This window comes from Levilactobacillus spicheri DSM 15429 (genome assembly GCF_001435095.1).
GTDB classification, from domain to species: domain Bacteria; phylum Bacillota; class Bacilli; order Lactobacillales; family Lactobacillaceae; genus Levilactobacillus; species Levilactobacillus spicheri.
Genome location: NZ_AZFC01000036.1, coordinates 35,659 through 61,068, shown reverse-complemented (window position 1 = coordinate 61,068; position 25,410 = coordinate 35,659). Strand labels below are relative to the sequence as shown.

General features: G+C 56.5%; 29 protein-coding genes and 1 other annotated feature. Of the genes, 27 read left to right on the top strand and 2 right to left on the bottom strand.

Going from position 1 to position 25,410, the window contains the following annotated elements:
• Positions 1–3: 3 nt before the first annotated feature.
• Both FD37_RS11845 and FD37_RS11840 read left to right on the top strand, forming a co-directional pair.
• Positions 4–975: an ROK family glucokinase gene (locus FD37_RS11845; RefSeq protein WP_045806733.1), complete on the top strand. Its 972-nt coding sequence runs from the start codon at positions 4–6 to the stop codon at positions 973–975.
• Positions 976–1,010: 35 nt separating this feature from the next.
• Positions 1,011–1,424 carry a rhodanese-like domain-containing protein gene (locus tag FD37_RS11840; protein WP_045806732.1) on the top strand — a complete coding sequence of 138 codons (414 nt, stop codon included), beginning with the start codon at positions 1,011–1,013 and terminating at the stop codon, positions 1,422–1,424.
• Between the two features lie 97 nt (positions 1,425–1,521).
• Here the strand turns inward: FD37_RS11840 and FD37_RS12670 are convergent, their stop codons facing one another.
• A complete protein-coding gene (locus FD37_RS12670) occupies positions 1,522–1,698 on the bottom strand; it encodes a DUF3042 family protein (RefSeq protein ID WP_045806731.1) in 177 nt (58 codons plus the stop codon).
• Positions 1,699–1,950: 252 nt separating this feature from the next.
• Between FD37_RS12670 and miaA the strand changes: the two genes are divergently transcribed.
• The 21 genes from miaA (at position 1,951) to FD37_RS11735 (ending at position 20,238) form a co-directional block, all read left to right on the top strand.
• Positions 1,951–2,868, top strand: a complete 918-nt coding sequence (miaA, locus tag FD37_RS11835) for a tRNA (adenosine(37)-N6)-dimethylallyltransferase MiaA (RefSeq protein ID WP_056965422.1) — start codon at positions 1,951–1,953, stop codon at positions 2,866–2,868.
• A gap of 121 nt (positions 2,869–2,989) precedes the next feature.
• Positions 2,990–3,376 (top strand): MerR family transcriptional regulator, encoded by a 387-nt coding sequence (locus tag FD37_RS11830; protein WP_045806729.1) that lies wholly within the window; start codon positions 2,990–2,992, stop codon positions 3,374–3,376.
• Between the two features lie 56 nt (positions 3,377–3,432).
• Positions 3,433–4,773, top strand: coding sequence for a type I glutamate--ammonia ligase (gene glnA / locus FD37_RS11825; protein WP_045806728.1), 1,341 nt, complete (start codon positions 3,433–3,435; stop codon positions 4,771–4,773).
• A gap of 277 nt (positions 4,774–5,050) precedes the next feature.
• Complete coding sequence (locus FD37_RS11820) at positions 5,051–5,935, top strand: hypothetical protein (RefSeq protein WP_045806727.1); 885 nt, start codon at positions 5,051–5,053, stop codon at positions 5,933–5,935.
• Positions 5,928–6,869, top strand: a complete 942-nt coding sequence (locus tag FD37_RS11815) for a hypothetical protein (protein ID WP_056965421.1) — start codon at positions 5,928–5,930, stop codon at positions 6,867–6,869. The genes FD37_RS11820 and FD37_RS11815 overlap by 8 nt, the downstream gene beginning before the upstream one ends.
• Before the next feature lie 11 nt (positions 6,870–6,880).
• The gene (locus FD37_RS11810) at positions 6,881–7,423 is read left to right on the top strand and encodes a dUTPase (protein WP_056965420.1); all 543 of its coding nucleotides are present in this window, start codon (positions 6,881–6,883) and stop codon (positions 7,421–7,423) included.
• A 177-nt stretch (positions 7,424–7,600) separates the two neighbouring features.
• Positions 7,601–7,674: a sequence feature (ribosomal protein L21 leader region), on the top strand.
• Positions 7,675–7,694: 20 nt separating this feature from the next.
• A complete protein-coding gene (rplU, locus tag FD37_RS11805) occupies positions 7,695–8,003 on the top strand; it encodes a 50S ribosomal protein L21 (protein ID WP_045806724.1) in 309 nt (102 codons plus the stop codon).
• Between the two features lie 20 nt (positions 8,004–8,023).
• Positions 8,024–8,365 (top strand): ribosomal-processing cysteine protease Prp, encoded by a 342-nt coding sequence (locus FD37_RS11800; RefSeq protein WP_056965419.1) that lies wholly within the window; start codon positions 8,024–8,026, stop codon positions 8,363–8,365.
• 20 nt (positions 8,366–8,385) lie between these two features.
• Complete coding sequence (gene rpmA / locus FD37_RS11795) at positions 8,386–8,685, top strand: 50S ribosomal protein L27 (RefSeq protein WP_011667706.1); 300 nt, start codon at positions 8,386–8,388, stop codon at positions 8,683–8,685.
• A gap of 91 nt (positions 8,686–8,776) precedes the next feature.
• Positions 8,777–9,844, top strand: a complete 1,068-nt coding sequence (locus FD37_RS11790; RefSeq protein ID WP_056965418.1) for a M24 family metallopeptidase — start codon at positions 8,777–8,779, stop codon at positions 9,842–9,844.
• Positions 9,845–9,918: 74 nt separating this feature from the next.
• The gene (efp, locus tag FD37_RS11785) at positions 9,919–10,479 is read left to right on the top strand and encodes an elongation factor P (protein WP_056965417.1); all 561 of its coding nucleotides are present in this window, start codon (positions 9,919–9,921) and stop codon (positions 10,477–10,479) included.
• Between the two features lie 54 nt (positions 10,480–10,533).
• The gene (locus FD37_RS11780; RefSeq protein ID WP_045806720.1) at positions 10,534–10,974 is read left to right on the top strand and encodes an Asp23/Gls24 family envelope stress response protein; all 441 of its coding nucleotides are present in this window, start codon (positions 10,534–10,536) and stop codon (positions 10,972–10,974) included.
• Positions 10,971–11,405 (top strand): transcription antitermination factor NusB, encoded by a 435-nt coding sequence (gene nusB, locus FD37_RS11775; protein ID WP_045806719.1) that lies wholly within the window; start codon positions 10,971–10,973, stop codon positions 11,403–11,405. Before FD37_RS11780 ends, nusB begins: the two co-directional genes overlap by 4 nt.
• A gap of 271 nt (positions 11,406–11,676) precedes the next feature.
• Positions 11,677–12,543: a bifunctional 5,10-methylenetetrahydrofolate dehydrogenase/5,10-methenyltetrahydrofolate cyclohydrolase gene (locus tag FD37_RS11770; RefSeq protein ID WP_045806718.1), complete on the top strand. Its 867-nt coding sequence runs from the start codon at positions 11,677–11,679 to the stop codon at positions 12,541–12,543.
• On the top strand, positions 12,530–13,882 hold the full coding sequence (xseA, locus tag FD37_RS11765) for an exodeoxyribonuclease VII large subunit (protein WP_056965416.1): 1,353 nt from the start codon (positions 12,530–12,532) through the stop codon (positions 13,880–13,882). The genes FD37_RS11770 and xseA overlap by 14 nt, the downstream gene beginning before the upstream one ends.
• Positions 13,879–14,127, top strand: a complete 249-nt coding sequence (locus tag FD37_RS11760; RefSeq protein WP_045806716.1) for an exodeoxyribonuclease VII small subunit — start codon at positions 13,879–13,881, stop codon at positions 14,125–14,127. Before xseA ends, FD37_RS11760 begins: the two co-directional genes overlap by 4 nt.
• Positions 14,117–15,028 (top strand): polyprenyl synthetase family protein, encoded by a 912-nt coding sequence (locus FD37_RS11755; protein WP_056965415.1) that lies wholly within the window; start codon positions 14,117–14,119, stop codon positions 15,026–15,028. Before FD37_RS11760 ends, FD37_RS11755 begins: the two co-directional genes overlap by 11 nt.
• Positions 15,025–15,840 (top strand): TlyA family RNA methyltransferase, encoded by an 816-nt coding sequence (locus FD37_RS11750; RefSeq protein WP_045806714.1) that lies wholly within the window; start codon positions 15,025–15,027, stop codon positions 15,838–15,840. The genes FD37_RS11755 and FD37_RS11750 overlap by 4 nt, the downstream gene beginning before the upstream one ends.
• 92 nt (positions 15,841–15,932) lie before the next feature.
• Positions 15,933–16,388: an arginine repressor gene (locus FD37_RS11745; protein ID WP_045806713.1), complete on the top strand. Its 456-nt coding sequence runs from the start codon at positions 15,933–15,935 to the stop codon at positions 16,386–16,388.
• A gap of 72 nt (positions 16,389–16,460) precedes the next feature.
• Positions 16,461–18,152 carry a DNA repair protein RecN gene (gene recN, locus FD37_RS11740; RefSeq protein ID WP_045806712.1) on the top strand — a complete coding sequence of 564 codons (1,692 nt, stop codon included), beginning with the start codon at positions 16,461–16,463 and terminating at the stop codon, positions 18,150–18,152.
• A gap of 193 nt (positions 18,153–18,345) precedes the next feature.
• A complete protein-coding gene (locus tag FD37_RS11735) occupies positions 18,346–20,238 on the top strand; it encodes a SpaA isopeptide-forming pilin-related protein (protein ID WP_056965414.1) in 1,893 nt (630 codons plus the stop codon).
• A gap of 81 nt (positions 20,239–20,319) precedes the next feature.
• Here FD37_RS11735 and FD37_RS11730 read toward each other — a convergent pair whose 3' ends face one another.
• Positions 20,320–20,652, bottom strand: coding sequence for a hypothetical protein (locus FD37_RS11730; protein ID WP_056965458.1), 333 nt, complete (start codon positions 20,650–20,652; stop codon positions 20,320–20,322).
• Between the two features lie 209 nt (positions 20,653–20,861).
• Here FD37_RS11730 and gmk point away from each other — a divergent pair, with 209 nt between their 5' ends.
• From gmk to priA, 4 genes are all read left to right on the top strand, one after another.
• Positions 20,862–21,476, top strand: coding sequence for a guanylate kinase (gmk, locus tag FD37_RS11725; RefSeq protein WP_045806710.1), 615 nt, complete (start codon positions 20,862–20,864; stop codon positions 21,474–21,476).
• A gap of 2 nt (positions 21,477–21,478) precedes the next feature.
• Positions 21,479–21,694, top strand: a complete 216-nt coding sequence (gene rpoZ, locus FD37_RS11720; RefSeq protein WP_020089007.1) for a DNA-directed RNA polymerase subunit omega — start codon at positions 21,479–21,481, stop codon at positions 21,692–21,694.
• Between the two features lie 72 nt (positions 21,695–21,766).
• On the top strand, positions 21,767–22,984 hold the full coding sequence (gene coaBC / locus FD37_RS11715; RefSeq protein WP_056965413.1) for a bifunctional phosphopantothenoylcysteine decarboxylase/phosphopantothenate--cysteine ligase CoaBC: 1,218 nt from the start codon (positions 21,767–21,769) through the stop codon (positions 22,982–22,984).
• An 11-nt stretch (positions 22,985–22,995) separates the two neighbouring features.
• On the top strand, positions 22,996–25,401 hold the full coding sequence (gene priA, locus FD37_RS11710; RefSeq protein WP_056965412.1) for a primosomal protein N': 2,406 nt from the start codon (positions 22,996–22,998) through the stop codon (positions 25,399–25,401).
• Positions 25,402–25,410: the final 9 nt, after the last annotated feature.

The following is a 25,410-nucleotide window of genomic DNA, read 5'->3' as shown; positions in this document are numbered from 1 at the left end:
GTTATGGCACGGAATTTAATCGGAATTGATTTAGGTGGGACGACCACAAAAATGGCTTTCATTTCGGTTGATGGAGAGATCTTGACGAAGTGGAGCATTCCGACGGAGACCAGTGATGACGGAAAGCACATTGTTCCCAACATCATTCAATCAATCAACGAACATATTACGAGCTCAGAATTTAGTAAGGATGACTTCTTAGGCATCGGAATGGGCGTTCCTGGTCCGGTCGATATCGAAAATGGAATCGTTCTCTTTGCGGTCAACCTGGGTTGGAAGGTCCGGCAACAGGTGCGTGACCAGATCCAAGAGGCCCTGGGCTTGCCGTTTGTCTTAGACAACGACGCCAACGTGGCTTCCCTGGGTGAATACTGGAAGGGTGCCGGTGAGAAGGACCAAGACGTGGTCTTCGTCACCTTAGGCACCGGTGTCGGCGGTGGGGTCATCGCCGGCGGTCGCTTACTCCACGGGGTCAATGGTGGGGCCGGCGAACTCGGTCACGTGACCGTCCAACCTAACGGCTACCTGTGTAACTGTGGCAAGCGGGGCTGCTTGGAGCAATACGCTTCGGCAACCGGGATCGTCCACGTGGCCAACGATATGGCTAAGGACTTCCTGGGAACGTCTCGTTTAAAGGAAATGGAAGACAACCAGGAAAACGTGACGTCCAAGATGATCTTCTACTTGGCCGATAACGGGGATATCCTGGCTAACCAAGTGGTTGACCGGGTGACCTTCTACCTAGGTCTGGCGCTGGCCAACGTGGCCAACATCTTGAACCCCGCCAACATTATCATTGGTGGGGGCGTGTCCAACGCCGGTAACACGTTGTTACAACCAACGACGCGGTACTTCCAAGAAAATGCGTTCCCAGCCGTTCGGGACTCAACCAAGATTCGGTTGGCCCAATTAGGGAACGACGCAGGGGTCATCGGGGCCGCTTCATTAGCGCTGCGGTTCCAGAAAACTAACTAATATTGGCGTAAGCCATCAGGAAGGACGATTTTGTTTTGGTAATTGGTGCAATTTCCGGATTAACGGTGTCTTGGCTCATTCTAATCTTGCTCTTAGTGGTATGGGGCGGTTGGCAGTTAGTGACGGTTATCCGGCGGAATCAAGTCGCAACGGTCATTGACGAACCGACGTTTCAGGCGGGGCTCCGGAAGGCGCAGGTGGTCGACTTACGGGAAAAGAAGGATTTTGATGCGGGTCACATTTTAGGGGCCCGGAACATTCCTTACTCGACCTTCAAGGCCTACCACACGGAGTTGCGTTCCGACTTACCCGTCTACCTGTACGATCAAGGCAAGGCCTTGAGTACGCGGGCGGCGCTCATGCTGGGCAAGGAGGGCTACACCCAGATCTTCATCTTGAAGACCGGGTACGCTCGCTGGCAGGGGAAAACGAAAAAGACCAAGTATTAAGCAACGCGCGGAACCAGTTGCCTGTGGGCACACGTTTCGCCACCAGAATCCCAAAAAAGAGTCTGAGACGATCGTCTCAGACTCTTTTTAACTGGCCTTAAACGTGGTGAGCGGAATGGCTCTTGCGGTTGGCCTTTTTCCGGTTTTCTTCGAACCGGTTTTCTTGTTCTTCAATGGGTTGAACGACCTTCTTCTTAAACGAGAAGACGGCCCCGGCAACGGCACTGGCCGTGGCCACGACTCCAAACAGGAAGCCCTTCGTGAAATGTTTCATGGTAAATGACCCCTTTCGGCGAGAAATTGATTTATCCGCTTCCATTATGCAAGTTTCTCCCCTAAATAGCTAGTGATTTACCCGACAATCAGCAACATTTTCCCGGTCACCACGCGAATTATGGTACCCTAAATCTAGGAACTCGACCCGGGTCAGTCACCAGGGAGGACGTCGTTGCGCAGGGCGGCCACCCGTTGCCGATGCCGGGATCGATGACGGCACGTTTCAGTTCAACACGAGAGGATCGAAAGTATGCAAAAAGTTTTGGCAATTGTGGGCCCGACCGCCGTGGGGAAGACGGCCCTGGCCATTCGTTTAGCCCAAAAATTTAACGGGGAAATCATCTCCGGGGACTCGATGCAGGTCTACCGGCACCTCGACATTGGCACGGCCAAGGCCACCCCGGCCGAACAGGCCCAGGCCCCCCACCACTTGATCGACGTCTGTGACGTGACCCAGCAGTTTACCGTGGCTCAGTTCGTGGCGGCAGCCGAACGCTTGATTCCCGCCATCGCCGCGCGGGGACACCTGCCGATCATCGCGGGGGGGACCGGCTTTTACCTGCAGGCGCTGTTCGACGGCCTGGCACTCGGCGCCGACGCCCCCGGGGATCCCGCCGTGCGGGACCGCTTGCGGGCGGTGGCCCAGGAGCAGGGGGCCGCGTACCTGTGGCACCAGCTGCAGGCTCAGGACCCCGTGGCCGCCGGCAAGATTCCGCCGACCAACGTGCGCCGGACCGTCCGTGCCCTGGAGGTGATCCAGGTGACGGGACAGCCGTTTTCCCAGCAGACGAATCAGGGCCCGCGGTACGATGAACGGTACTTGGCGCTGAATACGGACCGGGACCTGTTGTATCGGCGGATCAATCAGCGGGTCGACCTGATGGTTGAGCAGGGGCTGTTCGAGGAGGTCCGTTGGTTGGCCGACCAGGGCGGCCAAGCGCTTCCCGCGGCCACGGGGATCGGCTATCGCGAACTGCTGCCGGTCATCGACCACCCGGAAGATTGGTCTAGTGCAATCGACCACGTCAAACAGGATTCAAGGCACTACGCCAAGCGTCAATTGACCTGGTTCCGGAACCAAACGACGGCGACCTGGTTCGACCTGGTCCAACATCCGGAACAGCAAGCCCAGATTGACGAATGGGTCGGTCAATGGGGACACAATTAGTTTTTACGATTAACTAAAGATTCGGTTAAAATACCGACTAATGTCATAAAACGTGACATCCCAGCTTGACGTGTTTCTGGGACGTGGTATGATATCGGTATAGTTGAAAGGGGCCGGTAGGTTGAAAGGAAAAGAACTACGGCGGTCGTTGGCCGTCTTGCCGATCGGTACCGTCATGAAGCTGACGAGTCTTACGGCGCGGCAGATTCGTTACTATGAATCGCAGGGGCTGGTGATGCCCCAGCGGAATGATGGCAATCGTCGAATGTATTCGTTGAACGACATTGACCGGTTGTTGGAGATCAAGGATTACCTGGATGATGGCGTCAACATCGCCGGCATCAAGGCCATCTATGCTCAGCAAGCACAGGCCCAGGCGGACCGCAAAGCGGCGCAAGATCGGCCGTTAACGGACGCCGACGTCCGACGAATATTGCAAGATGAATTCATTCGGCAAGGCGGATTGGGCCATCCTCAAGATGGACTGGACCAACGCCGACCTCTATAGACCATATTGTAGACGCAATACTTTGGCAATCAAAAATTTGATAGGGAGCGATTTGAATGGCAAAACCGGCATATACCAAGGACGACATTCGTCAAATGGCGAAGGATGAAAACGTGAAGTTCTTGCGGTTAATGTTTACCGATCTGTTTGGCACGATTAAGAACGTTGAGGTGCCCGTCAGCCAATTAGGGAAGTTACTCGATAACAAGCTGATGTTCGATGGTTCCTCCATCGATGGCTTCGTGCGAATCGAAGAAAGTGACATGTACCTGTACCCCGACCTGTCCACCTGGATGATCTTCCCGTGGAGTACGGAACGGGGCAAAATCGCCCGGGTCATCTGTGAAGTCTACACGCCAGATGGCAAGCCGTTCGAAGGCGATCCGCGGAACAACCTGATCCGGGTCTTAAGCGACATGCGTAAGGCTGGTTTTACCGCCTTCAACATCGGTCCCGAACCCGAATTCTTCCTGTTCAAGATGGACGAGAACGGCAAGCCGACGACCGAGCTAAACGATAAGGGAAGCTACTTCGACATGGCCCCGATGGACCTCGGGGAAAACTGCCGGCGTGAAATCGTCTTAACACTTGAAGAGATGGGCTTTGACGTCGAAGCCGCCCACCACGAAGTCGCTCCTGGTCAACATGAGATCGACTTTAAGTATGCCGATGCCCTGACCGCTGCCGATAACATCCAGACCTTCAAGTTGGTCGTCAAGACCGTTGCCCGGAAGTACGGCCTGTACGCGACCTTCATGCCAAAGCCATTGGCCGGCATCAACGGCTCCGGGATGCACCTGAACATGTCCTTGTTCCACGACAAGGGCAACGCCTTCTATGACGAGAAGGGCGAGATGGAACTTTCCGAGGATGCTTACCACTTCTTAGGTGGGTTACTCAAGCACGCCCGGAGCTTTACCGCCATCTGCAACCCCATCGTCAACAGTTACAAGCGGTTAGTTCCTGGTTATGAAGCGCCCGTTTACGTGGCATGGTCCGGGTCGAACCGGTCGCCACTGATTCGGGTCCCAAGTTCGCGGGGCCTGTCGACGCGGCTGGAACTTCGGAGCGTGGACCCCGCAGCCAACCCATACCTGGCGATCGCGGCGGTTCTGGAAGCCGGCTTGGATGGCTTACGGAACAAGTTGGCGCCACGGGAAGCCGTTGACCGGAACATCTACCGGATGGATGCCGAAGAGCGTCAGGAAAACCACATCACGAACTTACCAGACACGTTGCACAACGCGTTGAAGGACCTGGCGGCGGACGAGACCATGCGCAATGCCATGGGGGACCACCTCTACCAGAGCTTCATCGAAGCCAAGAACTTGGAATACAATTCCTACCGGACGCAGGTTTCCCAGTGGGAACGCGATCAGTACCTAGAATTGTACTAAAACGTAAAGAGAGCGGAACCAGCTGCCTTTTGGCGCACGTTTCGACACCAACTATTCAGAGACACTTAAGAGCCTGGGACTTTTGTCCCAAGCTCTTTTTTTGCCGTGTAAAGGTCCGGTTAAGTTTCGGTGGTCCCCATAATCGTGATTATAAAAAAATTTTTGTTTTCTCCTAAAAATGGGCTAAACTGCTTTATTCTCCGGCATTTTTTGGTAACATGAACGTATAACCAATGTTCACGGCAATGCCTAAGAACATGAGAATGAGGGATAATTCATGGAAAATCAAGAACAGCATGCAAGTGCTGCCGACGTCTTAACCCAGGCAATTGCCAATAAACTCGATTACTTGAGCACATTACAGGCGGCGGTTCAGCATGGTGATGACCGCAAAGTTTACGAACTGTTAGACCAAGCGCGCTACAGTGAAGAAGTGAAGAAGACCCGCGCCAAGCGGAGTGTGGACCACCTGGCCGAGTTAGTCGACAACATCCATCCCCAGATCAGTCACTATTTGAGCGATAAGTTGATCGACTACTTAGGGCACATCTACCCGTTCTTCTACTACGAAGAATACACGACCGGTCGCTTCCACATCTACTTTGGGAACTGGTGGGACCGGCGCTTGTTCGGGGAACTGGACGTCGTGGATGTCCGTTTCCAATTCGATCAGGGCGAGTACGACAAGTTGCGGACGTCCTTCGAGTTGGAAGGCCGACACCAACGGCTGAACACGGCCAAGATCGAGGCCATTTCCGCCGAAAGCGAGCAACTGCAGAAGCTGATGGACGCGCAGTCGGTCCGGGACAACGAAAAAACGAAATTACGGGAACAACTGAAAGAGAACAGTCAAAAGAGCAGTATGCCGTGGGAATCCGGGAAGATCAAGGACGAACGTCAGGGCATCATTGACCAATTGACCAAGTTAGCCGACGAGGACGAACAGGCGTTAAACGCCCACAAGACCATCAAGGCCAACGACGACAAGATTCTGGTGCTGTCGAAGGAAGACACCATCCTGAATTACGAGAAGCAGAGTATTCGGGACGCCTTCGATGACTTCGAACATTTTGAGGCACACAACCAAAGCCTGTACGCCGATTACCTGAACAGCTTAGTCGGCCAGGGCCAAAGTGAGGGCGAGGTGAACGTCGATGATTAACGAAAACGATCCCTCAACGCTGACGACGAGCGGCCGGTTACTGAACTATAACGAGGCCATCAAGGCGGGGTTACAGACCGGATTAAAGTTCACGCAACTGATGGACCAATTGATCAAGACGTCCGATCCCGATAAGCTGGTCGCGGCCGCCACTCAGCTGGCGGACTTCCAGCTGGATTCCGACTTTGTGACCTTCCCGCACCAGTACACCAACGCGGACTATTACCTGTTGTTCATGTCGCGGATGCTGGAACTGCACGACCAGGGGAACCAGGTCATCCTGCAGTCCCACGACCACCACGAGGAACTGACCCAGGAGTTGACGCCGCTGGGCGACCGGGGGACCTTCAACTTCCGCGTCGAGACTTCCGAAAATGGGGGTGTCTTCTACCGGGAACGGGCCACGGGTCAGTCCCTGTTCTACTTAAACTTGGAGCGGAAAATGTTCCGTTTCAACAGTCACGCCTTAACGCAACTGTTCATCATTGACCTGCACGACACGGTGCCCGCCGAAACGGTGAAGACCTCCGTGCAGATCCTGGTCGACTTTGCGCGCTACTTAAAAGAAGACTACGGGTACTCCGTGGACTTCAACATTTTGGATGCTGCTAACCGGCAGAATTACCAGGTCCATTCGGCGGACCTGCCCGCCGGCGTGGTCGACCGTCTGTTTGTCTCGGCGGCGAAGAACGACTACATGCTGACCAACGGGGCCAACGGGAACGGCGCCCGGATTGCGCTGGATAAGGACGTCGTGGTCGACATCTTCAACAACCAGCTGGAGGGCCAACCGGAATGGGTCCTGACGGTCCACGACAACGAGCAGAAGATCTCCTGGTTCGACGTGCTGCTGAAATACCCGTTCATCCGGGACTGGTACCTAGAGAACCTGATGGATCTGGAGATTGTCTCCGATCCCTTGATCTTCGGTTAGGAGGCCTGGAAGTGTTAGAACTGGCAAAATTGGTCCAGCAATCGATTGCGTTGGACGAGCAGATCACGGCGGACCGCGATATCGAGATGTCCCGGCCGCATCAGATTGAGAACGCCTACGTGGCGCTGGACGTTGAACTGGCCGAGGTGGCCAACACCTCGGAGTGGTTCAAGGTCTGGAAGACGCACCGGGGGAAGGCCGATGCCGGACAGACGCCCCGGCAGACGCTGCTCACCGAGTACACCGACGCGATGGACTTCTTTTTCCTGGTCGCGGCGAAGAAGACCTGGACGCACCTGATCATGCTGACGGAAGAGGACCTGACCGCGCTGGCGACTAGCCGCCCGGCCAAGGACCCGGATCAGCAGTACCTGATCTTGAAGCGGATGGTCTTTAACAGCCACTTCGAGCACCGCCAAGAAGACTTCCGCCACGCGTGGCGGCTGTTTCTCAAGTGGGGCTTCGTCGACTTTGGCTTCAGCCAAGACGAGATTCAGGCCGCATACGAAGCGAAGCGGCAGGTCAACTTAGACCGGCAAGCGCATAACTATTAAACGAACCGAGCACGGCTGCCGCCTAAACGTCCGGATGGGCGTTGGGGTGGCAGTTTTGTTTGGCCGCGATTGTGGCGGCCCGCAGACCTGCCGCAAAGTTTTTGAGCATTGTCAACCGAAACTCCTTGACAGAAGGGGGCACTTCCGGTACAATTTTCATGTTGTATTTGTGGACTTCCACAGCTGCAACCGCTCGGGGCAAGCTTTAAGTACCTACGGGTCACTTGCTTTCGGCGAGTCTAAGTCTTAAATCACAAGGAGGTGCACATAGATGTACGCAATTATCGTAACGGGTGGTAAGCAGTACAAGGTCGAAGCAGGCCAAGCTGTTTACGTCGAAAAGTTAAACGTTGAGGCCGGCGCAAAGGTCACTTTTGACCAAGTTGTCTTCGTAGGCGGCGATACGCCAAAGATTGGTACGCCAACTGTTGATGGCGCAACTGTTACTGGAACTGTTGAAAAGCAGGGTCTGGAAAAGAAGGTTGTGACGTTCAAGTACAAGCCTAAGAAGGGCCAACACACGAAGAAGGGTCACCGTCAACCATACACCAAGGTTGTCATTGACGCTATCAACGCGTAAAGATTAAAGGAGCGACGCCCATGATTCAAGCGACGGTTCACTATGATGAATCTCAACGGATCGATTCATTCCAAATCACGGGTCATGCCGATTCCGGCGAATATGGCCAAGATATTGTTTGTGCTGCGGTTTCGGTGCTTGCGATTACGACGGTCAACGGGCTACAACGGGTCGCACAGATTCCAATAGACGTTGAGAATCGTGATCAGGCAGGGGGCTTTCTGGAAGTGCACCTGCCACCAAAGCTGGAAGCAACGACCGAATTGAAGGGACAAGCAATCCTCCAGAGTTTTGCGGATGGATTACGGGATGTCGCCACGAATTATACCGACTTTGTGACTTATCACAAGGTCACCAACTAACTTCACGGGGGTGAAACAATATGCTGATGAACATGAACTTACAATTCTTCTCTCACCATAAAGGTGGTGGGTCCACTGCCAACGGTCGGGACTCTGCTGGTCGTCGTCTTGGGACGAAGGCTGCCGACGGTTCGACTGTAACCGGTGGTTCTATCCTTTACCGTCAACGCGGGACGCACATCTACCCAGGTGTTAACGTTGGTCGCGGTGGTGACGATACGTTATTTGCCAAGGTTGCTGGTGTGGTTAAATTCGAACGCTTAGGTCGCGACAAGCGCCAAGTATCCGTTTACCCAGTTGCCGAAGAAGCAGCTAAATAACACGAGGTTTTCCTCGTACGACTGAAGAGCTTGAGGCGAGACCAATTCGCTTTGAGCTCTTCTTTTGTTCCAAACTCTGGGAGGGATGATCATGACGACGAGTCGGATTGCCCGGTTACGGGCACGGTTTTCAGCGTTGAGCATTGATAGTTTCTTGGTCCAGGCGGCGAGCAATCAAGCCTACCTGGTCGGCACCAGCGTGGAACCCGGCGACGGGTACGTGCTGGTCACGGAAAAACGGGTGGTCTTCATCACCGATGCCCGCTACGAAACGGAACTGAAGCACACAATCCCCACGATTGACCGGGTCATCACCCGGAACTACCTGGAAGCCGTTAACCAGGTCTTAGCGGCCGACGGGGCCACCGTCATGGGGTTGGAAGACACGCTGCCATTGCAGACGTTTACCTGGCTGGATGAGCACCTCGTGGCCGATCCGGTGCCATTAAGTCACGTGGTCGACGACCTGCGTCAGGTGAAGGAGCCCGCCGAGCTGGCGGCCCTGCAGAAGGCGACGGCGCTGACCAGCGACGGCGTGACGGCCCTCTTGGACGTGCTGCACCCCGGCATGACCGAACGGGCCGCGGCCCTGTGGTTGACGCGCTGGATGCAGGATCATGGCGCCACGGGGGTGAGTTTTCCCACCATCGTGGCCAGTGGTCCCCGCTCGGCGTGGCCCCACGGGCAGGCCAGCGATAAGCCGCTGGCGGCGCACGAGCTGGTGACCATCGACTGCGGGTTTTACGTCGATGGGTACACGTCGGACCTGACCCGGACCGTGGCCCTGGGCGACCCCGGTGAGCCGTTAAAACGGGCCTACCAGGCCGTTCAGACGGCTCAGGAGCAGATCATGGCCGCCGTGCGTCCCGGCGTGACGGGCGACACCTTAGACCGCATCGGTCGGGATTACCTGACCGAACAGGGTTACGGGGCGGCGTTCATCCACGGGACCGGTCACGGCATCGGCCTCGACATTCACGAGGGGCCGAACATCGGTCGGGGGTGGCCGGATCGTTTGGCAACTGACCAAGTGATCACCGTTGAACCCGGCGTCTATTTCCCAGAACAGGGCGGCATCCGCATTGAAGACGATTTGCAGGTGACCGCCACGGGGCACACCGTCTTGACGACGGTCCCCCGAAATTTAATTATCTTGTAAGCTCACCCCTTGTCTTGCTTTTTAGGGGGTAGAATTGATATTATAAAGAGGACATCTTTTAGGAGGCTGACATTATGGCAATTTCTACTGCTAATTTTAAAAACGGTTTAACCATCGAAGTGGATCACGCAATCTGGCGGATCTTGGAATTCCAACACGTTAAACCAGGTAAGGGTGGCGCGTTCGTTCGGACGAAGCTGAAGAACTTACGGACGGGTGCCGTTCAAGAAAAGACGTTCCGTGCCGGTGCTAAGATGGAACAAGCGGACATTCAGACCCGTTCCATGCAGTACCTGTACGAAGACGGCGACAGCCGGGTCTTCATGGACACGGACAACTACGAACAAATCGAAGTTCCGGATGATTCCATCAAGGATCAACTCCCATTCTTGCAAGAAAACATGAACGTTGATTTGGTTCAATACAACTCCGAAGTGTTGGGCATTGAAGTGCCGAACACCGTTGTCTTGGAAGTGGCTTCTACGGAACCAAGTATCAAGGGGAACACCGCTTCCGGCGGTTCCAAGCCAGCAACCATGACGACGGGCTTGGTCGTTCAAGTGCCATTCTTCGTTAACGAAGGCGACAAGCTGTCCATCAACACTCAAGACTCCACGTACATTTCACGGGCCTAGGGTCGCGAATTACAGACATTACCTGAAGTTCAACTCGTAAGGGAGGGTCTACGAATGGCAGAAGATACAAATATCATTTTAGAATCAAAGGAACCCGCACTGGGGAAGATTGAGGTGGCACCACAAGTCCTCGAGATTATCGTGGGCATTGCGGCTAGCCAAACCGATGGTGTTGCACGGATGCGTGGTTCTTTGGCCAACAGCGTGAACGAACTCTTCGGTCGTAAGGAACACGGTAAGGGCGTGAAGCTGACGTTTGACGGTGACGAACTCGCCGTTGATGTCTACGTGTACCTGAACTACGGCGTTGCGGTTCCTAAGGTTGCTTTGGCCATTCAAGACAGCGTGAAGCAACAATTGTTGTTCATGACAGACCTTGACTTGCGTGAAGTCAACGTTCACGTGGAAGGCGTCATTCCCGAAAAGACGGCGCAGCAGGTCGATCCTGATCACCTGTTCAACCAGCCAGATGAAGGAGACAGTGAACAATCGTGACACTTACACGACATCAAATTCGGGAGCGAGCATTTCAGATGCTGTTCGCCCTTAATGCTAACGCTGACGCCGATCAAGATGCGTTGTACCAACGAGTGTTGACCGATGACCCCGACCAGATCGTTCCGGTACCCGAGTACCTGAAGACGTTGGTTACGGGCGTGTTGGCCCACCAAAGCGAACTGGATGCCCAGATCAGTCAGTACCTGAGCACCGGTTGGCAGTTACAACGAATCGCGAAAACTGATTTAGTGATTATGCGCATCGCCTTTTTCGAAATTGAACACGTGAGTGACGTCCCGAACCGGGTCGCCGTCAATGAAGCCTTGGAACTTGCCAAGAACTTCAGTGACGACCGGTCCCGGCGGTTCATCAACGGGGTCTTGGCCCATACGTTGGATGACGACGACACCTCGGATGCTCAAGCTTAAATTGGGATGATGGACGACGTTTCGGTCTTGGACCGGAGCGTCGTTTTTTTAAACAAAAAATCACAACAATTTGTCGGAACTGGCTATAGCGGTCACACGTGTCGGCTTGGCGGGCGGTGGCGGGGACGGGGACCGTTTTTGTTGGGGGAGAAGGCCCCGTTTTCGGGGGAAATATGCTAGAATTGAACCTGACTGACCTGGTTTTTGGCGACGGAAGCGTCCCCGAAAACCCAGTAGAGACTTTAAAATTGATACGGGGGGATTCACTTTTATGACGACCATCATTGACGGGAAAAAACTGGCACAGAACCTGAATGACCAGACCAAGGCCCGCGTCGCAACTTTAAGAAACCAGGGAATCGTCCCCGGACTCGCCGTAATCATCGTGGGCGATGACCCAGCGAGCGCCATCTACGTGCGCAACAAGCACCGGAAGGCGGAACAACTGGGCATCAAGTCGGTGGTTCGGCGGCTCCCCGCGACCATTACCCAAGCCGACCTCTTAGCCGTCGTGGCGGACTATAACCAGGACGCCACGATTCACGGCATCCTGGTCCAATCGCCGCTCCCCCAGGGCCTGGACGAAGCGGCGGTCATCAACGCCATCGCCCCGGACAAGGACGTGGATGGCTTTCACCCGTTGAACGTGGGGAAGATGTTCGCCAACGTTCCCGGTCACTATCCGGTCTCCTGCACCCCGCGGGGCATCATGACCATGCTGGAGAGCCTCAACGTCCCGTTACGGGGCAAGCACGCGTTGGTCGTGGGCCGCAGTAACATCGTGGGCCGGCCAATGGCGGCGCTTCTATTGAACGCCGATATGACCGTGACCATTACCCATAAGTGCGGGGCCAACCTGCACGACCTGGCCATCGCCGCCGACGTTTTAGTCGTGGCGACCGGGGTGACCCATCTGATCAAGGCGGAAGACGTCAAGCCGGGGGCCATCGTGATCGACGTCGGGATGGACCGTGACGAACAGGGCCATCTGACCGGTGACGTGGACTTTGACCGGGTCAAGGACCGCGCCGCAGCCATCAGCCCGGTTCCCGGGGGTGTCGGTCCCATGACCATCGCGACGTTGATGCGGCAGACGGTCGATCTTTGTGAGTGGAGTGAGCAACGTGCCAACCAATAACGATTATTTAACGGTCAGTGCGCTGACCCAGTATATTAAACGTAAATTCGACGTGGACCCCTACCTGGGGAAGGTGTACCTGACCGGCGAAATCTCTAACTTCCGGTTACGGCCGCACGCCCACCAGTACTTTAGCCTGAAGGACGATCACGCGAAGATCAACGCCATCATGTTTCGGTCGGCGTTTGAGAAGCTGAAGTTCGTCCCGGAAACGGGGATGAAGGTGCTGGTCACGGGACGCATCTCCCTGTATGAGCCCAGTGGTAGCTACCAGATCTACGTCGAGCGGATGGAGCCAGATGGCGTGGGGGCCCTGTATCAGGCCTACGAGCAGTTGAAGAACCAACTCGCCCAGGAGGGCCTGTTTGCGGCCCCGAAGCGGCCCTTACCGCGGTTTCCTAAGCGCATCGCCGTGGTGACCAGTCCCAGTGGGGCGGTCATCCGCGACATCATTACCACCGCACGGCGACGCTACCCCATCGCCCAGATCGTGCTGTACCCGGCGGTGGTCCAGGGGGATGCGGCGGCCGCCGACATCGTCCGGCAGATTCAACGGGCGAACGCCAACGGGACCTTTGACACCCTGATCATTGGACGGGGCGGGGGATCGATCGAAGACCTCTGGCCGTTTAACGAGGAAAAGGTGGCCCGGGCCATCGCCGCGAGCCGGTTACCGGTCATCTCGTCGGTCGGTCACGAGACCGATACCACGATTGCCGACCTGGTGGCCGACGTGCGGGCGGCCACGCCCACGGCCGCGGCCGAACTGGCCGTGCCAGTCTTGAGCGACGAGCTCTTGAAGCTCCAGCAGGCCCGTACCCGGTTATTCAACGCGATGACCAACCGTATCAGGTTCCAGCAACAGCGGTTGAACCGCTCGCTGGGCGCCTACGTGTTCCAGCAGCCCCAGCGGCTGTACGAGACCTACGTTCAACGACTGGACCGCGCCCAGCAGGGATTGACTCAGCAGATGCAGGTCCAGTTCCAGAATTGGCAGCAACGGGTCCAGCTGACCCAGCAACGGTTGTTGGCCCAGTCGCCGGCTAACCGGGTGCATCAGGCCCAGCAGACCGTGACCCAGGACCAGCAACGGCTGCAGGCCGAGATGCGGCGGTACCTGACAGCCCAAGAGGACCACGTTCACCAATTGATGAGTGGGCTGGACTACCTCAGTCCCCTGAAAATCATGAGCCGCGGGTACAGCTACGTGACCCAAGAGGATCACATCGTTCGCAAGGTCGCCGACATGAAACCGGCACCGGCGACGATTCACTTGAGTGACGGGACGGCCGCCGCGCAAATTACGAAAATCACACCAGCAACGGAGGATCAATCATGAGTGAAGAACAAAAACCAACGTTTGAAGAGAACTTGAGCACCCTGGAAGGCATCGTGGCCCAACTCGAAAAAGGCGACGTGCCGTTGGAACAGGCCCTGGACCAATTTCAAAAGGGGGTGGCGTTGAGTAAGGACCTGCAGGCGACCCTGCAGAACGCCGAAAAGACGCTGACGACGATGATGAACGATGACGACCAAGAAGTGGCCTTCGAGACGCCACAGGGAGGCAACGGGGATGCCAAGTAAGGCACGAGAACAGTTAACGGCCTTTGAGCAGACCTGGTTGGACCAGTTGAACGCCCCCTTGTCAGCGGCGGTGGCGGCCGATACGACCGACGACCGCCTCGCGGAAGCGATGACCTATTCGCTCACCGCGGGGGGCAAACGCTTGCGGCCGTTGTTGACAGTGGCCACGTTGACCACGGTCGGCGGGACCTATACGGCCGAGCGAGACTGGCGGCCCGTGATGGCCTTGGAGCTGTTACACACCTACTCGCTGATCCATGACGACCTGCCGGCGATGGACAACGATCCGCTGCGGCGGGGCGAGCCCACCAACCACATGAAGTTCGGGGCGGGGATGGCCACCCTGGCCGGGGACGGCCTGTTGACGCTGGCCTTTCAATGGCTGACGGCAACCGACCTGCCGGCAGACAAGCAGGTCGCCTTGGTCCAGGGACTCGCCCACGCGGCGGGGCCCAACGGCATGGTCGCCGGTCAGGCCAAGGACGTTCAGTCCGAACACGTCGACTTGCCCTTTGACCAGTTGCGCCGGTTACACCGGGAGAAGACCGGGGCGTTGTTGCATTATGCCGTCTTGGCCGGGTTGATCCTGGGGGACGTGCCGACGGAGCAGCGGGCCCCGTACCTGGACTTTGCGGACGCATTTGGCTTGGCCTTTCAGATCTACGACGACATCTTAGACGTGGTCGCCACGCCCGCCGAACTGGGCAAGGCCACCCACAAGGACGCCGGCGAGGCGAAGAACACCTATCCGGGCAAGCTAGGCTTGGTCGGGGCGAACCAGGCCCTGATCGAGACGATTGCGAGCGGTCAGGCGGCTCTGAAGCGGGTCGGCGACGGCCGAGATACCAGCCTCTTGGCGGCGTTCTTTAGTTACTTTGATACGAAACGGGTGAAAGCATGAAGAAAAAACACGTTGCCGAGCTGTTAGTTGAACAGGGCTTGTATCCATCGCTGGACGAGGCGAAACGGGCGGTCATGGCCGGTGAGATCCTGGGGACCAACGAGGAGCGCTTGGACAAACCGGGCGAGCTGATCCCGATTGATACCGAACTGCACCGCAAGGGTCACCCGCTGCCGTACGTCTCGCGGGGCGGCTTCAAGCTGGCCAAGGCCCTGGAGGTCTTCCAGATCGATCTGACAGACAAGGTCGTCTTGGACATCGGTTCCTCCACGGGGGGCTTCACGGACGTCATGTTGCAGAATGGCGCGCAGCTCAGCTACGCCCTCGACGTTGGGAGCAACCAACTGGTCTGGAAGCTCCGACAGGACCCGCGGGTCATCGTCATGGAGCACACCAACTTTCGCTACAGCCAGTTGGCCGACTTCACGCACGGCCAGCCGGTCTTTGCGTCGATCGACGTGTCCTTCATCTCGTTGAAGCTGATCTTACCGCCGTTAAAGGGCATCCTGCCGGTCGACGGCGAGGTCGTGGCGTTGATCAAGCCCCAATTTGAGGCGGACCGTGAGGACGTTGGCAGTCACGGCATCGTTCGGGACCCGGCCGTTCACCGGGCCGTGGTCCAGGGCATCGTCGACTTTGCGTTGGCGAACGGCTACAGCGTGCTCGGCCTTGATTTTTCACCGATCAAGGGTGGCGAAGGGAACATCGAATTCCTGATTCACTTGCAGTCGGTTGATAAACATGCAGTTTGTGCGCATACCGTATCAGTTGAAAAGACGTTAGATGCGGCCTATGAGAGCCTGAAACAGTAGATTATGAGAAAATTATTAGAATTTCCTTTCCAATTCCTAAGCTCTGGTATATGATAGGTTTATGCATTTTTACCACATGAGGGGGGCTAGGAATGAAAAAGCAGGAACGTCAGCAATTGCTGAAGCGATTATTGACCACCCGGGAAATTGAGCGTCAGGAAGATTTTGTGGATTTATTGGCCGCGGACGGGATTCACGTCACGCAAGCGACCATCTCACGGGACATCAAGGAAATGCAACTGGTGAAACTCCCGTCCGAATCGGGCGGGTATCGGTACAGTCTACCCGTTCAAAAGAAGATCGATACGCAGAAGAAGCTGCAGCGGACCCTGCGGGATGCCTACGTCTCCTTTGCGGTGCAGGACCAGTTTGGATTTTTAAAGGTGCTTCCCGGTAACGGACCGGTGGTGGCGTCACTGATTGATCAGATGCGCTACGACTTCGTGTTCGGGACCGTCGGTGATGACAGCAAGATTCTGACGATTTGTGTTTCCCACCAGGGTGCTTTACAATTAGAAAAGACGATTGACCGCATGCTTGCGGATTGATCAGACGACCACGTTCCGCCCAGCTCTGCGCTGACGCTGGAGTTGTGGTCGTTTATTTTAGGAGGCCTGAGCGTGTTACAGGAGCTGTCAATTAAGAACTTTGCCATCATCGATCACTTGGATGTGACGTTTAAAAACGGAATGACCGTGCTGACCGGGGAGACCGGGGCGGGGAAGTCCATCATTATCGACGCCGTGGGGCTGCTGGCCGGTGGCCGGGGATCGGCGAGCTTTGTGCGGACCGGGACCGCGAAGGCCGTCATCCAGGGAAGCTTCGTCTTTCCCGATAACGGGACGACGTATCAGGTCCTAGACGACCTGGGCATCGACCACGACGATGGCAGCGTGATCCTGCAGCGGGAGATCCACGCGAACGGGCGCAACGTGTGCCGGGTCAACGGCATGATGGTCAACACCAGTACCTTGAAGCGTATCGGGGAGACCGCCGTGGACATTCACGGGCAAAATGAGCACCAGGAACTGATGCGGCCCGAGAAGCACCTGGGGATGCTCGATGAATTCGCGGGGGCGACCGTCGCGCCCCTGGTCGACCAGTACCGGACGACCTACCAGGCCTACACCAAGTTGCGTTCGACGCTGGAAAGTCGCCGGGCGAACGAGAAGGAATGGGCGCAGCACTTAGACATGCTGACGTTTCAGGTCAACGAGATCGAGTCCGCCCAGTTACAGGCCGGCGAGGAGGCCCAGCTGACCGCCGAACGGGACCGGCTGGACAACTATCAAAAAATCAACGATGCCCTACAGAAAACACAGGTGATCCTGACTGGTGAGGAAACCACGCCGGGGGTCAACGACCAATTGAGCGACGCCTTGCAGGCCATGCAGGGCATTGCCGACTTCGACCCGGCCTTCCAGCAGATCACCAGTGGGCTGGAAACGGCCTACTACGCCCTGACGGACGCGGTGGGGGACGTCTCGTCGCAGTTGGACCTGCAGGACTGGGACGAGGGTCGGCTGGACGAGATCGAACGCCGCCTGGAAGTCATCAACCAGTTGAAGTACAAGTACGGAGATTCCGAGGAACAGGTGCTGAAGTACTACGATCAGATTGCTGCGGAGCTGAAGCAGATGCGGGCGACCGATGAGACGGCCGATGACCTGGAAGACCAGGTCACCGCTCAGGAGTCGGCACTCCGGCAACTCGGCGAACAGCTGAGCCAGGCCCGCCAGCAGGCCGCGAAGCACCTGGAGAAGGCGATTCATGGGGAATTGGCCGACCTGTACATGGACAAGACGGTCTTTGAGGTCCATTTCGACCGGTCCAAGACCCTGTTAAGCACGGGGCTGGACCACGTCGAATTCTACCTGCGGACCAATCCCGGTGAGGCGATGCTGCCGTTGGCCAAGGTGGCCTCCGGTGGGGAGCTTTCCCGGATCATGTTGGCCCTCAAGACCATCTTCTCCGAATCGCAAGGCGTCACCTCGATCATCTTCGACGAGGTCGATACCGGAGTCAGCGGCCGGGTGGCGCAGGCCATTGCGGAGAAGATCAGTGGGATCGCCCACGATTCGCAGGTCCTGTGTATCACCCACCTGCCGCAGGTGGCGGCCATGGCCGACCACCATTACTTCATCGCCAAGCACATCGTGGGCGAGCGCACGGAGACCAAGCTGACGCGGCTCAACGCCCACAAACGGGTCGCCGAGTTGGCCCGGATGTCCGCCGGGACCGAGGTCACCAAGCTCGCGTTGGAACACGCCCAGGAGCTGTTGACGCTGGCGGATGAAGCGAAGAAAAAATAGAGATATCCCAAAAGTCGGTGTAGCTTGCCGACTTTTTGTTTGCCCAATTAAAAATTGATGAATAATTTATCGATGATTCTATGATGTATCGTTAAAGTGTACGTGATGAATGAATCATGCATTTAACACTTAGTTCTATTGCGATAGTATGGGATTGTGAGGGTGTTACATAATATTAAAAGAGGCGACTGTTATGCGCAAAAAGATTGGACGGTGTCTGCTAGGGGTACTGATTCTCGTGGTGGGAATCTGCGGTGCCTATCGGATGGCGCAAGCTAAGGACATTGGCAACGATGTTCAGGGACTTTCGGCTAGCGATGCCACCGTGACCCGTTCTGATGGACTCGTAGTTAAGGACGGTGACGTATTAGAAAAAGGGCAACAATATACAGTGGCCTACAAGTGGAAAATCGCCGATGGTGTCTCAGTGGAAAACGGTGATACGGCGACGTTTGAATTGCCGAGTTCGGCCTGGATACATGGCGCATATTCGAACCCGTTGTGGCTGACGACGGACAACCAGCAAAAAATTGTTGTCGGCAGAGTTGAGCTGGCCGAGAATGCCCATCAGGGAACCATCACATTTAACGAAAACATGCAGGGCTACAATACGAACCGTGATGCGTCGTTGCAGTTCTTTGTGACTGGAACGGGGCAGAGCACGTCGGGTGATGGAAGCGGCGGTACTGGAACCGGTACTGATTCTGGCTCGGGCACGGTGACCAACGAGAATTTCGACATCAATAAGGTCGGTTGGGAAGCTGACTCGAGTATGATTGGGAGTGGCAGTTCGGCAGAGTCCGCCCCAACGACGATGTATTGGAACATTGTAATCAATGGTCATAATGAAAATTATGGTGACACCACGGTTACCGATGATTTGGGCCCCTACCAGACTTACATTCCGGGGTCGTTTGCTTTGGACGGCAACAGTGCGGGTGCCGGTGGAACGGTCACCCAACAAGGTTCCGAATTAACCTTTAAGTTTACCAATGTGACAAAGAAGATTGGTTTTACCTTCCAGGTAAAGATCGACACACCCACGGGGTTTGGCAAGCTGTATAACGATGCGGTCCTGAAGACGGACAACGCTTTTCCGGACCAGACGGATAGTCAGCATGCCCTCATTACCTCGAAGACCGTGCATGCGAGTCGTGGTTGGGGGATGGACCCGGTCATTGGCGGCACCTATTACGGGGCAGTCTCGTTCTTTAAGTTCCAGACGGGGACTACTCTGGGGTTAGCGGATGCTTTTTATAATCTTTTTGATCAGGAGACGGGGAAATTATTGCTCACGCGTAAAACGAACGGAGATGGGTACATAACCGTTTCGGGTCTACAAGCCGGGAAGTATTACTTTAAAGAGTCTAGTGCGCCAAGTGGATATGATGTGAACAGCTCTGAAGTCTCCTTTACAGTCGACCGGTCGAATCAGAACAGTGTCGTTTCAGTGAGTCAAAACGATGATATTTTATCGGAATCGAGTACTTCCAGTGAGCCCGATACATCCAGTGAACCGATTATTTCGAGTGATTCCGATACATCGAGTGAACCAAGTGAACCAAATACTTCCGGCACTTCTAGTACGCCAAGCACTTCCAGTGATTCTAGCTTTTCGAATGACTCGAGTACCCCGAGCGAACCGAGTGTCTCAAGTATTTCTAGCAGCTTTAGTGCGTCATCGACGCCAATGATTTCGAGTAACCCGAGCCTTTCCAGCAATTCTGACTCGTCGGTTGGCTCCAATCAATCGCAGGTAACGGTGCTGGTACCATCGAGTTCTACAGGGTCAACTGGCAGTTCCAGTCGGCCAGTGACCGATAATGGTGCGAACGGTGGGGCAACGGGAATTGCTCAGGTAACACCGTCCTCAGTTACGAAAAAGACTAAGGTCGTTCCCCCGACAAAGAATCAGGGGAAGATGACGGCAGTGGTTAAAATCAATCGACCGCAAACGTCTGGGACGGCAAGGGATATCAGCCGACTCCCCCAGACCAGCGAACAGCAACGGGTGAGCGCCTTCGTCCTAGGAATCCTAGTCCTAGGTGGGGCGTTGAGCTATCAAGCGTGGCGCCGGCGCGATTAGGCAAGCATGACATAAAAAATACGCGTTAATCAGCCTGAATTAGGGGAGACTGGTTAACGCGTATTGGTTTAAACCCAAGTTTTAGTGCGCGTGGACTCGTTGGACCGACCGCAGTAAAGCGGGGGTCACAATGGTGGTCAGTTGCGGGGAACGTAAGATCAGGTGGCCGGCATCGTCACTTTGTAAGTGACCACTGACCGTCATGGGCGCCACTTGTGGGGCCGCTTTGAATTGAAGCTGGACGCGGTAATGGCGCGTCTCTGCTTGCTGTAAAAAGTAATCTAATTGGAAGGCCGGCATCTGTGGATACACGATCTGACCTTCGACAATGGGGAGGTCGCCAAAGAATTCTTGATAAATGGTGGCTACTTGATTGGTTAATTTGTCTAGCCGACTGGCAGTTGAGTTTTGCATGCTGATCACCTCGAACATTTGTTTGTATTTTTATTATACGAACACACGTTCAAGATTGCAAGCTTTTTCTGAACATTGGTTTTTTCCGAACTTTTCGGAGCTGGAATCGCCATTCACCCCCAAAGAGTGGTAATATAGTAACCTATAGATTAGTGAACGTCGGGTTTGGCGCTCGGCCAGAATTTAATTAATGAAGGGATTTTTAGACAATGGCGAAACGTGGAATGCTCATTGTGCTCTCGGGTCCTTCGGGAGTCGGTAAGGGAACGGTACGGAAGGCACTCTTTGAGACGGGAGCCACGGATTTTTCCTACTCCATCTCAATGACGACCCGGAAACCCCGTAAGGGTGAAGTGAACGGTGTCGATTACTACTTCGTATCGAAGGAAGAGTTCGAAGAGAATATTCGGAACGGGGAAATGTTGGAGTATGCCAAGTATGTTGACAACTACTACGGTACCCCGTTAAAATATGTTAATGAGACCCTGGATCAGGGGAAGGACGTCTTTTTGGAGATCGAAGTGAACGGTGCCATGCAGGTTCGGGCCAATTGCCCCGACGCCGTCTTCGTTTTCCTGACGCCCCCAGATTTAATGGAACTAAAGCACCGCTTGATTGGTCGGGGCACGGATGCCATGGACGTGATCAACAAGCGGATCAAAAAAGCCGTTGGTGAGATTCGCATGATGCGCAACTACGACTACGCCGTCGTCAATGACGAGGTCAGCAAGGCCGTGGAACGCATCCAGATGATCATTCGCAGTGAACGTTTACGGGTAACCCGGGTCATGCCGGATTACGAACAAATGATTGGAGACGACTAACTATGCTACTTTATCCCTCAGTTGATGATTTATTAGCCCAAGTGGATTCACGTTACTCATTGATTATGTTGGCCAGCAAGCGCGCCCACGAGTTGGACGCCGGTGCTAAGCCACTCTTAACGGATTACAAATCGCCAAAGACGATTGGCCGGGCTTTGGAAGAAATCGCGGCCGGTGCTTTGATGATTGATCCGGACGAAAAAGATTTGAACGCCTAAGTTGGGTGCACGGAAAAGACCAGGTTGCCGGTAGGTGATCTGGCCTTTTTAGTCAGGATAGGAGGTTCCGGGATGCTTCAAGATAAACATGTCACTTTAACGGTCAGCGGCAGTGTCGCCAGCTACAAGGCCGCTACATTAGCCCGTGAGCTACAGCGAGCGGGTGCACAGGTACGGGTCGTCTTGACCGCGGCGGCCAGCCGGTTCGTAACGCCGGCGACCTTTGCGGCCTTGACCAAGCAGCCGGTCTTGACCGATGCGGGCTGGTGGCGCGCCGATGGCCAGATTGAACACATCGAATTGGCCGATTGGACGGAACTAGCGTTGGCCGCGCCGGCCTCGGCGAACCTGATGGCCCAGCTGGCCAACGGGTTGGCGAACGATGCCGCGAGTGCCACCTGGTTAGCCACGGCGGCGCCCAAGGTCCTGGTCCCGGCAATGAATAGCCACATGTGGCAGGCCTCCGCGACCCAGCGGAACCGCCAGACCCTGCAGCAAGATGGGGTGACAGTGCTGACGCCGGCAACCGGTGCCTTGGCCGAAGGGTATAGTGGTCAGGGCCGGTTCCTGGAGCCCGCCGATATCGTGCAACAACTGCAGGGACTCTTGGCCACGGCCGTGCCAACCGGGGACCTGACGGGGAAAAAGCTGCTGGTCACGGCGGGCGGAACGCGTGAGCGCCTGGATCCCGTGCGCTTCCTGACGAACGATTCTTCCGGTAAGATGGGGTACGCCGTGGCGGCCGCCGCCCAGCGCGCCGGGGCCCAGGTGACGTTGATCACCGCGCCCACGGCCCTGGTCGCGCCCGCGGGGGTGACCGTGGTGCCGATTGAAAGTACCCAGGACCTGGCCACGGCGGTGACTCAGCGTTTCCCGACGGTCGACGGATTGATCATGGCGGCCGCGGTGGCGGACTTTCAGCCGCTCACCCAGGCCAATCAGAAGATCAAGAAGTCGCCGGAAAACGACGAATTCGTGTTGAAATTAAAGAAGACGCCCGACATTCTCCAGCTAGTCGCCGGTCTGAAGCAGCCCCACCAGATCACGGTGGGCTTTGCGGCGGAGACCCAGCACCTGCTGGTCAACGGGCAGAAAAAATTAACCAAGAAGCATCTCGACATGCTGGCGGCGAACGACGTGTCCCGCAGTGATATCGGGTTCAACGGCGACGACAATCAGGTGACCTTCCTCTTTCCGGACGGACACACCCATGAGACGCCGGTGGCCCCGAAGACCACCATCGCCAGCCTGTTGATCGATCAAGTTAGTCAGCTTTTTGCACAGAAATGAGGGAAGCGTGAATGGCACAAATTGGACAGGTCTTGGTCGACGTGCCAACCATGCAGACCAACGAACCGTACTCTTACGCCATCCCGGACCAGCTACAGGATCAGGTTGAGCCGGGGATGCGGGTCACGGTGCCGTTTGGTCACCGAATGGTCTCCGGCTTCGTCGTCGGGATCAGTGACGAATCAGACTATGACGGGCAGTTAAAGCCCATTCAGGCGGTATTGGACCTCGCACCGGTCCTGAACCGGGAGTTGCGGCAGCTGGCCGACTGGCTGGCGACCACGACCTTTGCCTTTCGCATCACCTGCATCCAAACGATGCTGCCGAACCTGCTGAAGGCCTCGGTCGAGCGTTTCATTCAGCCGACCGACGAGATCAGTGCGGCGGAACGGACTACGTACTTTCCGGACGGGACCGCCCGGCCGTTCGACACCGAGAAGCTCGATGAAGCAACGGTCAGTGGCCTGCTGAAACTGCGGCGGGCCGGGAAGGTCACCGTGACTTATCAAGTCAAGGATAAGGCGGCCGTGAAGACCCTGGCGGCCATCGTGCCGGCCCTGCCCGCGACCAAGTTGCAGGAGATCGCGACGACCGTGGCCAAGCGCGCCCCCAAGCAGGCACAGCTGTTGACCTACCTGCAGACCATGGGCGACCAGCCCGTCGCGCAGACGCAGGTCGCCCACGAGGCGGCGGTCAGCGCCGAGGTCATCCGGACGGCGGTAGCGAAGGGCTGGGCGGCGAAAAAGGCGCTCGAGGTCTACCGCGACCCCTTCCAACGTCCCGTCCAGCCGACGCAGCCGTTGACGCTCAATGCCGAGCAGCGGGTGGCGGTCGACGCCATCAGCGCCGCTGTGACCGCACAGCGGGCGCAGACCTTCTTGGTCGAAGGGGTCACCGGGAGCGGGAAGACCGAGGTCTACCTGCAAAGCATCGCCCAGGCCCTGAAATTAGGGCGGACGGCATTGATGCTGGTCCCCGAGATTGCGCTGACGCCGCAGATGACGAACCGGGTCAAGTCCCGGTTCGGACACGCCGTGGCGGTCCTGCACAGTGGCCTTTCCAAGGGCGAGCAGTACGACGAATGGCGCCGAATCGACCGGGGCGAGGCCACCGTGGTGGTCGGCGCGCGCTCGGCGGTGTTCGCACCGCTCCATAACCTGGGCCTCATCATCATGGATGAGGAACACGAAAGCAGCTACAAGCAAGACGAGAATCCGCGCTACCATGCACGGGACGTGGCCCTTTGGCGGGGCCGCTACCACGGGTGTCCGGTGGTCCTGGGGAGCGCCACGCCGTCGTTAGAGACCCGGGCCAGAGCGGCCAAGGGACTCTATACCCGGCTGGTCTTGGCGCACCGGGTCAACGACCATCCGTTACCCACGGTCCACATCGTCGACATGCGGGAAGCCCTGAAGGCTAACGGGGACGGCGACTTTTCGCCGGACTTGTTGACGGCGATTCAGGCGCGCCTCGACCGGCAGGAACAGGTCGTCTTGATGCTCAACCGGCGGGGCTACTCGTCGTTTATGATGTGTCGGGACTGCGGCTTCGTCCTGAAGTGCCCGAACTGTGACATCTCCCTGACGCTGCACGTCGACACGCACAGCATGAAGTGCCACTACTGCGGGCACGAGGAAGCGATTCCCCGGGTCTGCCCGAACTGTCACAGCCGCAAAATTCGGTACTACGGGACCGGGACCCAAAAGATCGAAAAGGCCCTGCAGGAGCGGTTGCCCGCGGCCCGCATCCTCCGCATGGATGTCGACTCGACGCGGCGCAAGGGCGCCCATGAGCGTATCTTAAAGCAATTTGGCAGTCATCAGGCCGACATCCTCTTGGGGACCCAGATGATCGCCAAGGGCCTCGACTTTCCGAACGTGACCCTGGTGGGCGTGTTGAACGCCGACACGGCGCTGGGACTGCCCGACTTTCGGGCCAGCGAGCGGACCTTCCAGCTGTTGACGCAGGTCAGCGGCCGGGCCGGTCGGGCCGAGAAGCCCGGCGAGGTCTTTATCCAGACCTTTAATCCGGACCACTACGCGATTCAGCTGGCCCAGCGGCAGGACTACGAACGGTTCTTCGTGACCGAGATGCATATGCGGCACCAGGGAAACTACCCGCCGTACTACTTCGCCGCCCAGCTGACGGCCAGTCACGAGGACGAGCAGGTCGCGGCCAAGGCGATGTACCAGATCGTGGCGGTCCTCAAGCAGGGGCTGAGTCCCAACGCCATCGTCCTGGGCCCAACGCCCAAGGCGATTGCGCGGGTCAAGCGGAAGTATTATTATCAAGTTGTGATTAAATACAAACACGAACCGCAATTACAGGCGGTTCTGGAACAGATCCGTCAGGGGGCCCAGCAGGCCCAACGGGGATTGACCATTACCATCGACCCCGAACCCATGAACTTTATGTAAAAGTCTAAA

Coding starts and splice junctions, on each gene's coding strand:
- FD37_RS11845 (WP_045806733.1), top strand. CDS start 4: ATGGCACGGAATTTAATCGGAATTGATTTAGGTGGGACGACCACAAAA.
- FD37_RS12670 (WP_045806731.1), bottom strand. CDS start 1,698: ATGAAACATTTCACGAAGGGCTTCCTGTTTGGAGTCGTGGCCACGGCC.
- miaA (WP_056965422.1), top strand. CDS start 1,951: ATGCAAAAAGTTTTGGCAATTGTGGGCCCGACCGCCGTGGGGAAGACG.
- glnA (WP_045806728.1), top strand. CDS start 3,433: ATGGCAAAACCGGCATATACCAAGGACGACATTCGTCAAATGGCGAAG.
- FD37_RS11820 (WP_045806727.1), top strand. CDS start 5,051: ATGGAAAATCAAGAACAGCATGCAAGTGCTGCCGACGTCTTAACCCAG.
- FD37_RS11815 (WP_056965421.1), top strand. CDS start 5,928: ATGATTAACGAAAACGATCCCTCAACGCTGACGACGAGCGGCCGGTTA.
- rplU (WP_045806724.1), top strand. CDS start 7,695: ATGTACGCAATTATCGTAACGGGTGGTAAGCAGTACAAGGTCGAAGCA.
- FD37_RS11800 (WP_056965419.1), top strand. CDS start 8,024: ATGATTCAAGCGACGGTTCACTATGATGAATCTCAACGGATCGATTCA.
- rpmA (WP_011667706.1), top strand. CDS start 8,386: ATGCTGATGAACATGAACTTACAATTCTTCTCTCACCATAAAGGTGGT.
- FD37_RS11790 (WP_056965418.1), top strand. CDS start 8,777: ATGACGACGAGTCGGATTGCCCGGTTACGGGCACGGTTTTCAGCGTTG.
- efp (WP_056965417.1), top strand. CDS start 9,919: ATGGCAATTTCTACTGCTAATTTTAAAAACGGTTTAACCATCGAAGTG.
- FD37_RS11780 (WP_045806720.1), top strand. CDS start 10,534: ATGGCAGAAGATACAAATATCATTTTAGAATCAAAGGAACCCGCACTG.
- FD37_RS11770 (WP_045806718.1), top strand. CDS start 11,677: ATGACGACCATCATTGACGGGAAAAAACTGGCACAGAACCTGAATGAC.
- FD37_RS11760 (WP_045806716.1), top strand. CDS start 13,879: ATGAGTGAAGAACAAAAACCAACGTTTGAAGAGAACTTGAGCACCCTG.
- FD37_RS11755 (WP_056965415.1), top strand. CDS start 14,117: ATGCCAAGTAAGGCACGAGAACAGTTAACGGCCTTTGAGCAGACCTGG.
- FD37_RS11750 (WP_045806714.1), top strand. CDS start 15,025: ATGAAGAAAAAACACGTTGCCGAGCTGTTAGTTGAACAGGGCTTGTAT.
- FD37_RS11745 (WP_045806713.1), top strand. CDS start 15,933: ATGAAAAAGCAGGAACGTCAGCAATTGCTGAAGCGATTATTGACCACC.
- FD37_RS11735 (WP_056965414.1), top strand. CDS start 18,346: ATGCGCAAAAAGATTGGACGGTGTCTGCTAGGGGTACTGATTCTCGTG.
- FD37_RS11730 (WP_056965458.1), bottom strand. CDS start 20,652: ATGCAAAACTCAACTGCCAGTCGGCTAGACAAATTAACCAATCAAGTA.
- gmk (WP_045806710.1), top strand. CDS start 20,862: ATGGCGAAACGTGGAATGCTCATTGTGCTCTCGGGTCCTTCGGGAGTC.
- rpoZ (WP_020089007.1), top strand. CDS start 21,479: ATGCTACTTTATCCCTCAGTTGATGATTTATTAGCCCAAGTGGATTCA.
- coaBC (WP_056965413.1), top strand. CDS start 21,767: ATGCTTCAAGATAAACATGTCACTTTAACGGTCAGCGGCAGTGTCGCC.
- priA (WP_056965412.1), top strand. CDS start 22,996: ATGGCACAAATTGGACAGGTCTTGGTCGACGTGCCAACCATGCAGACC.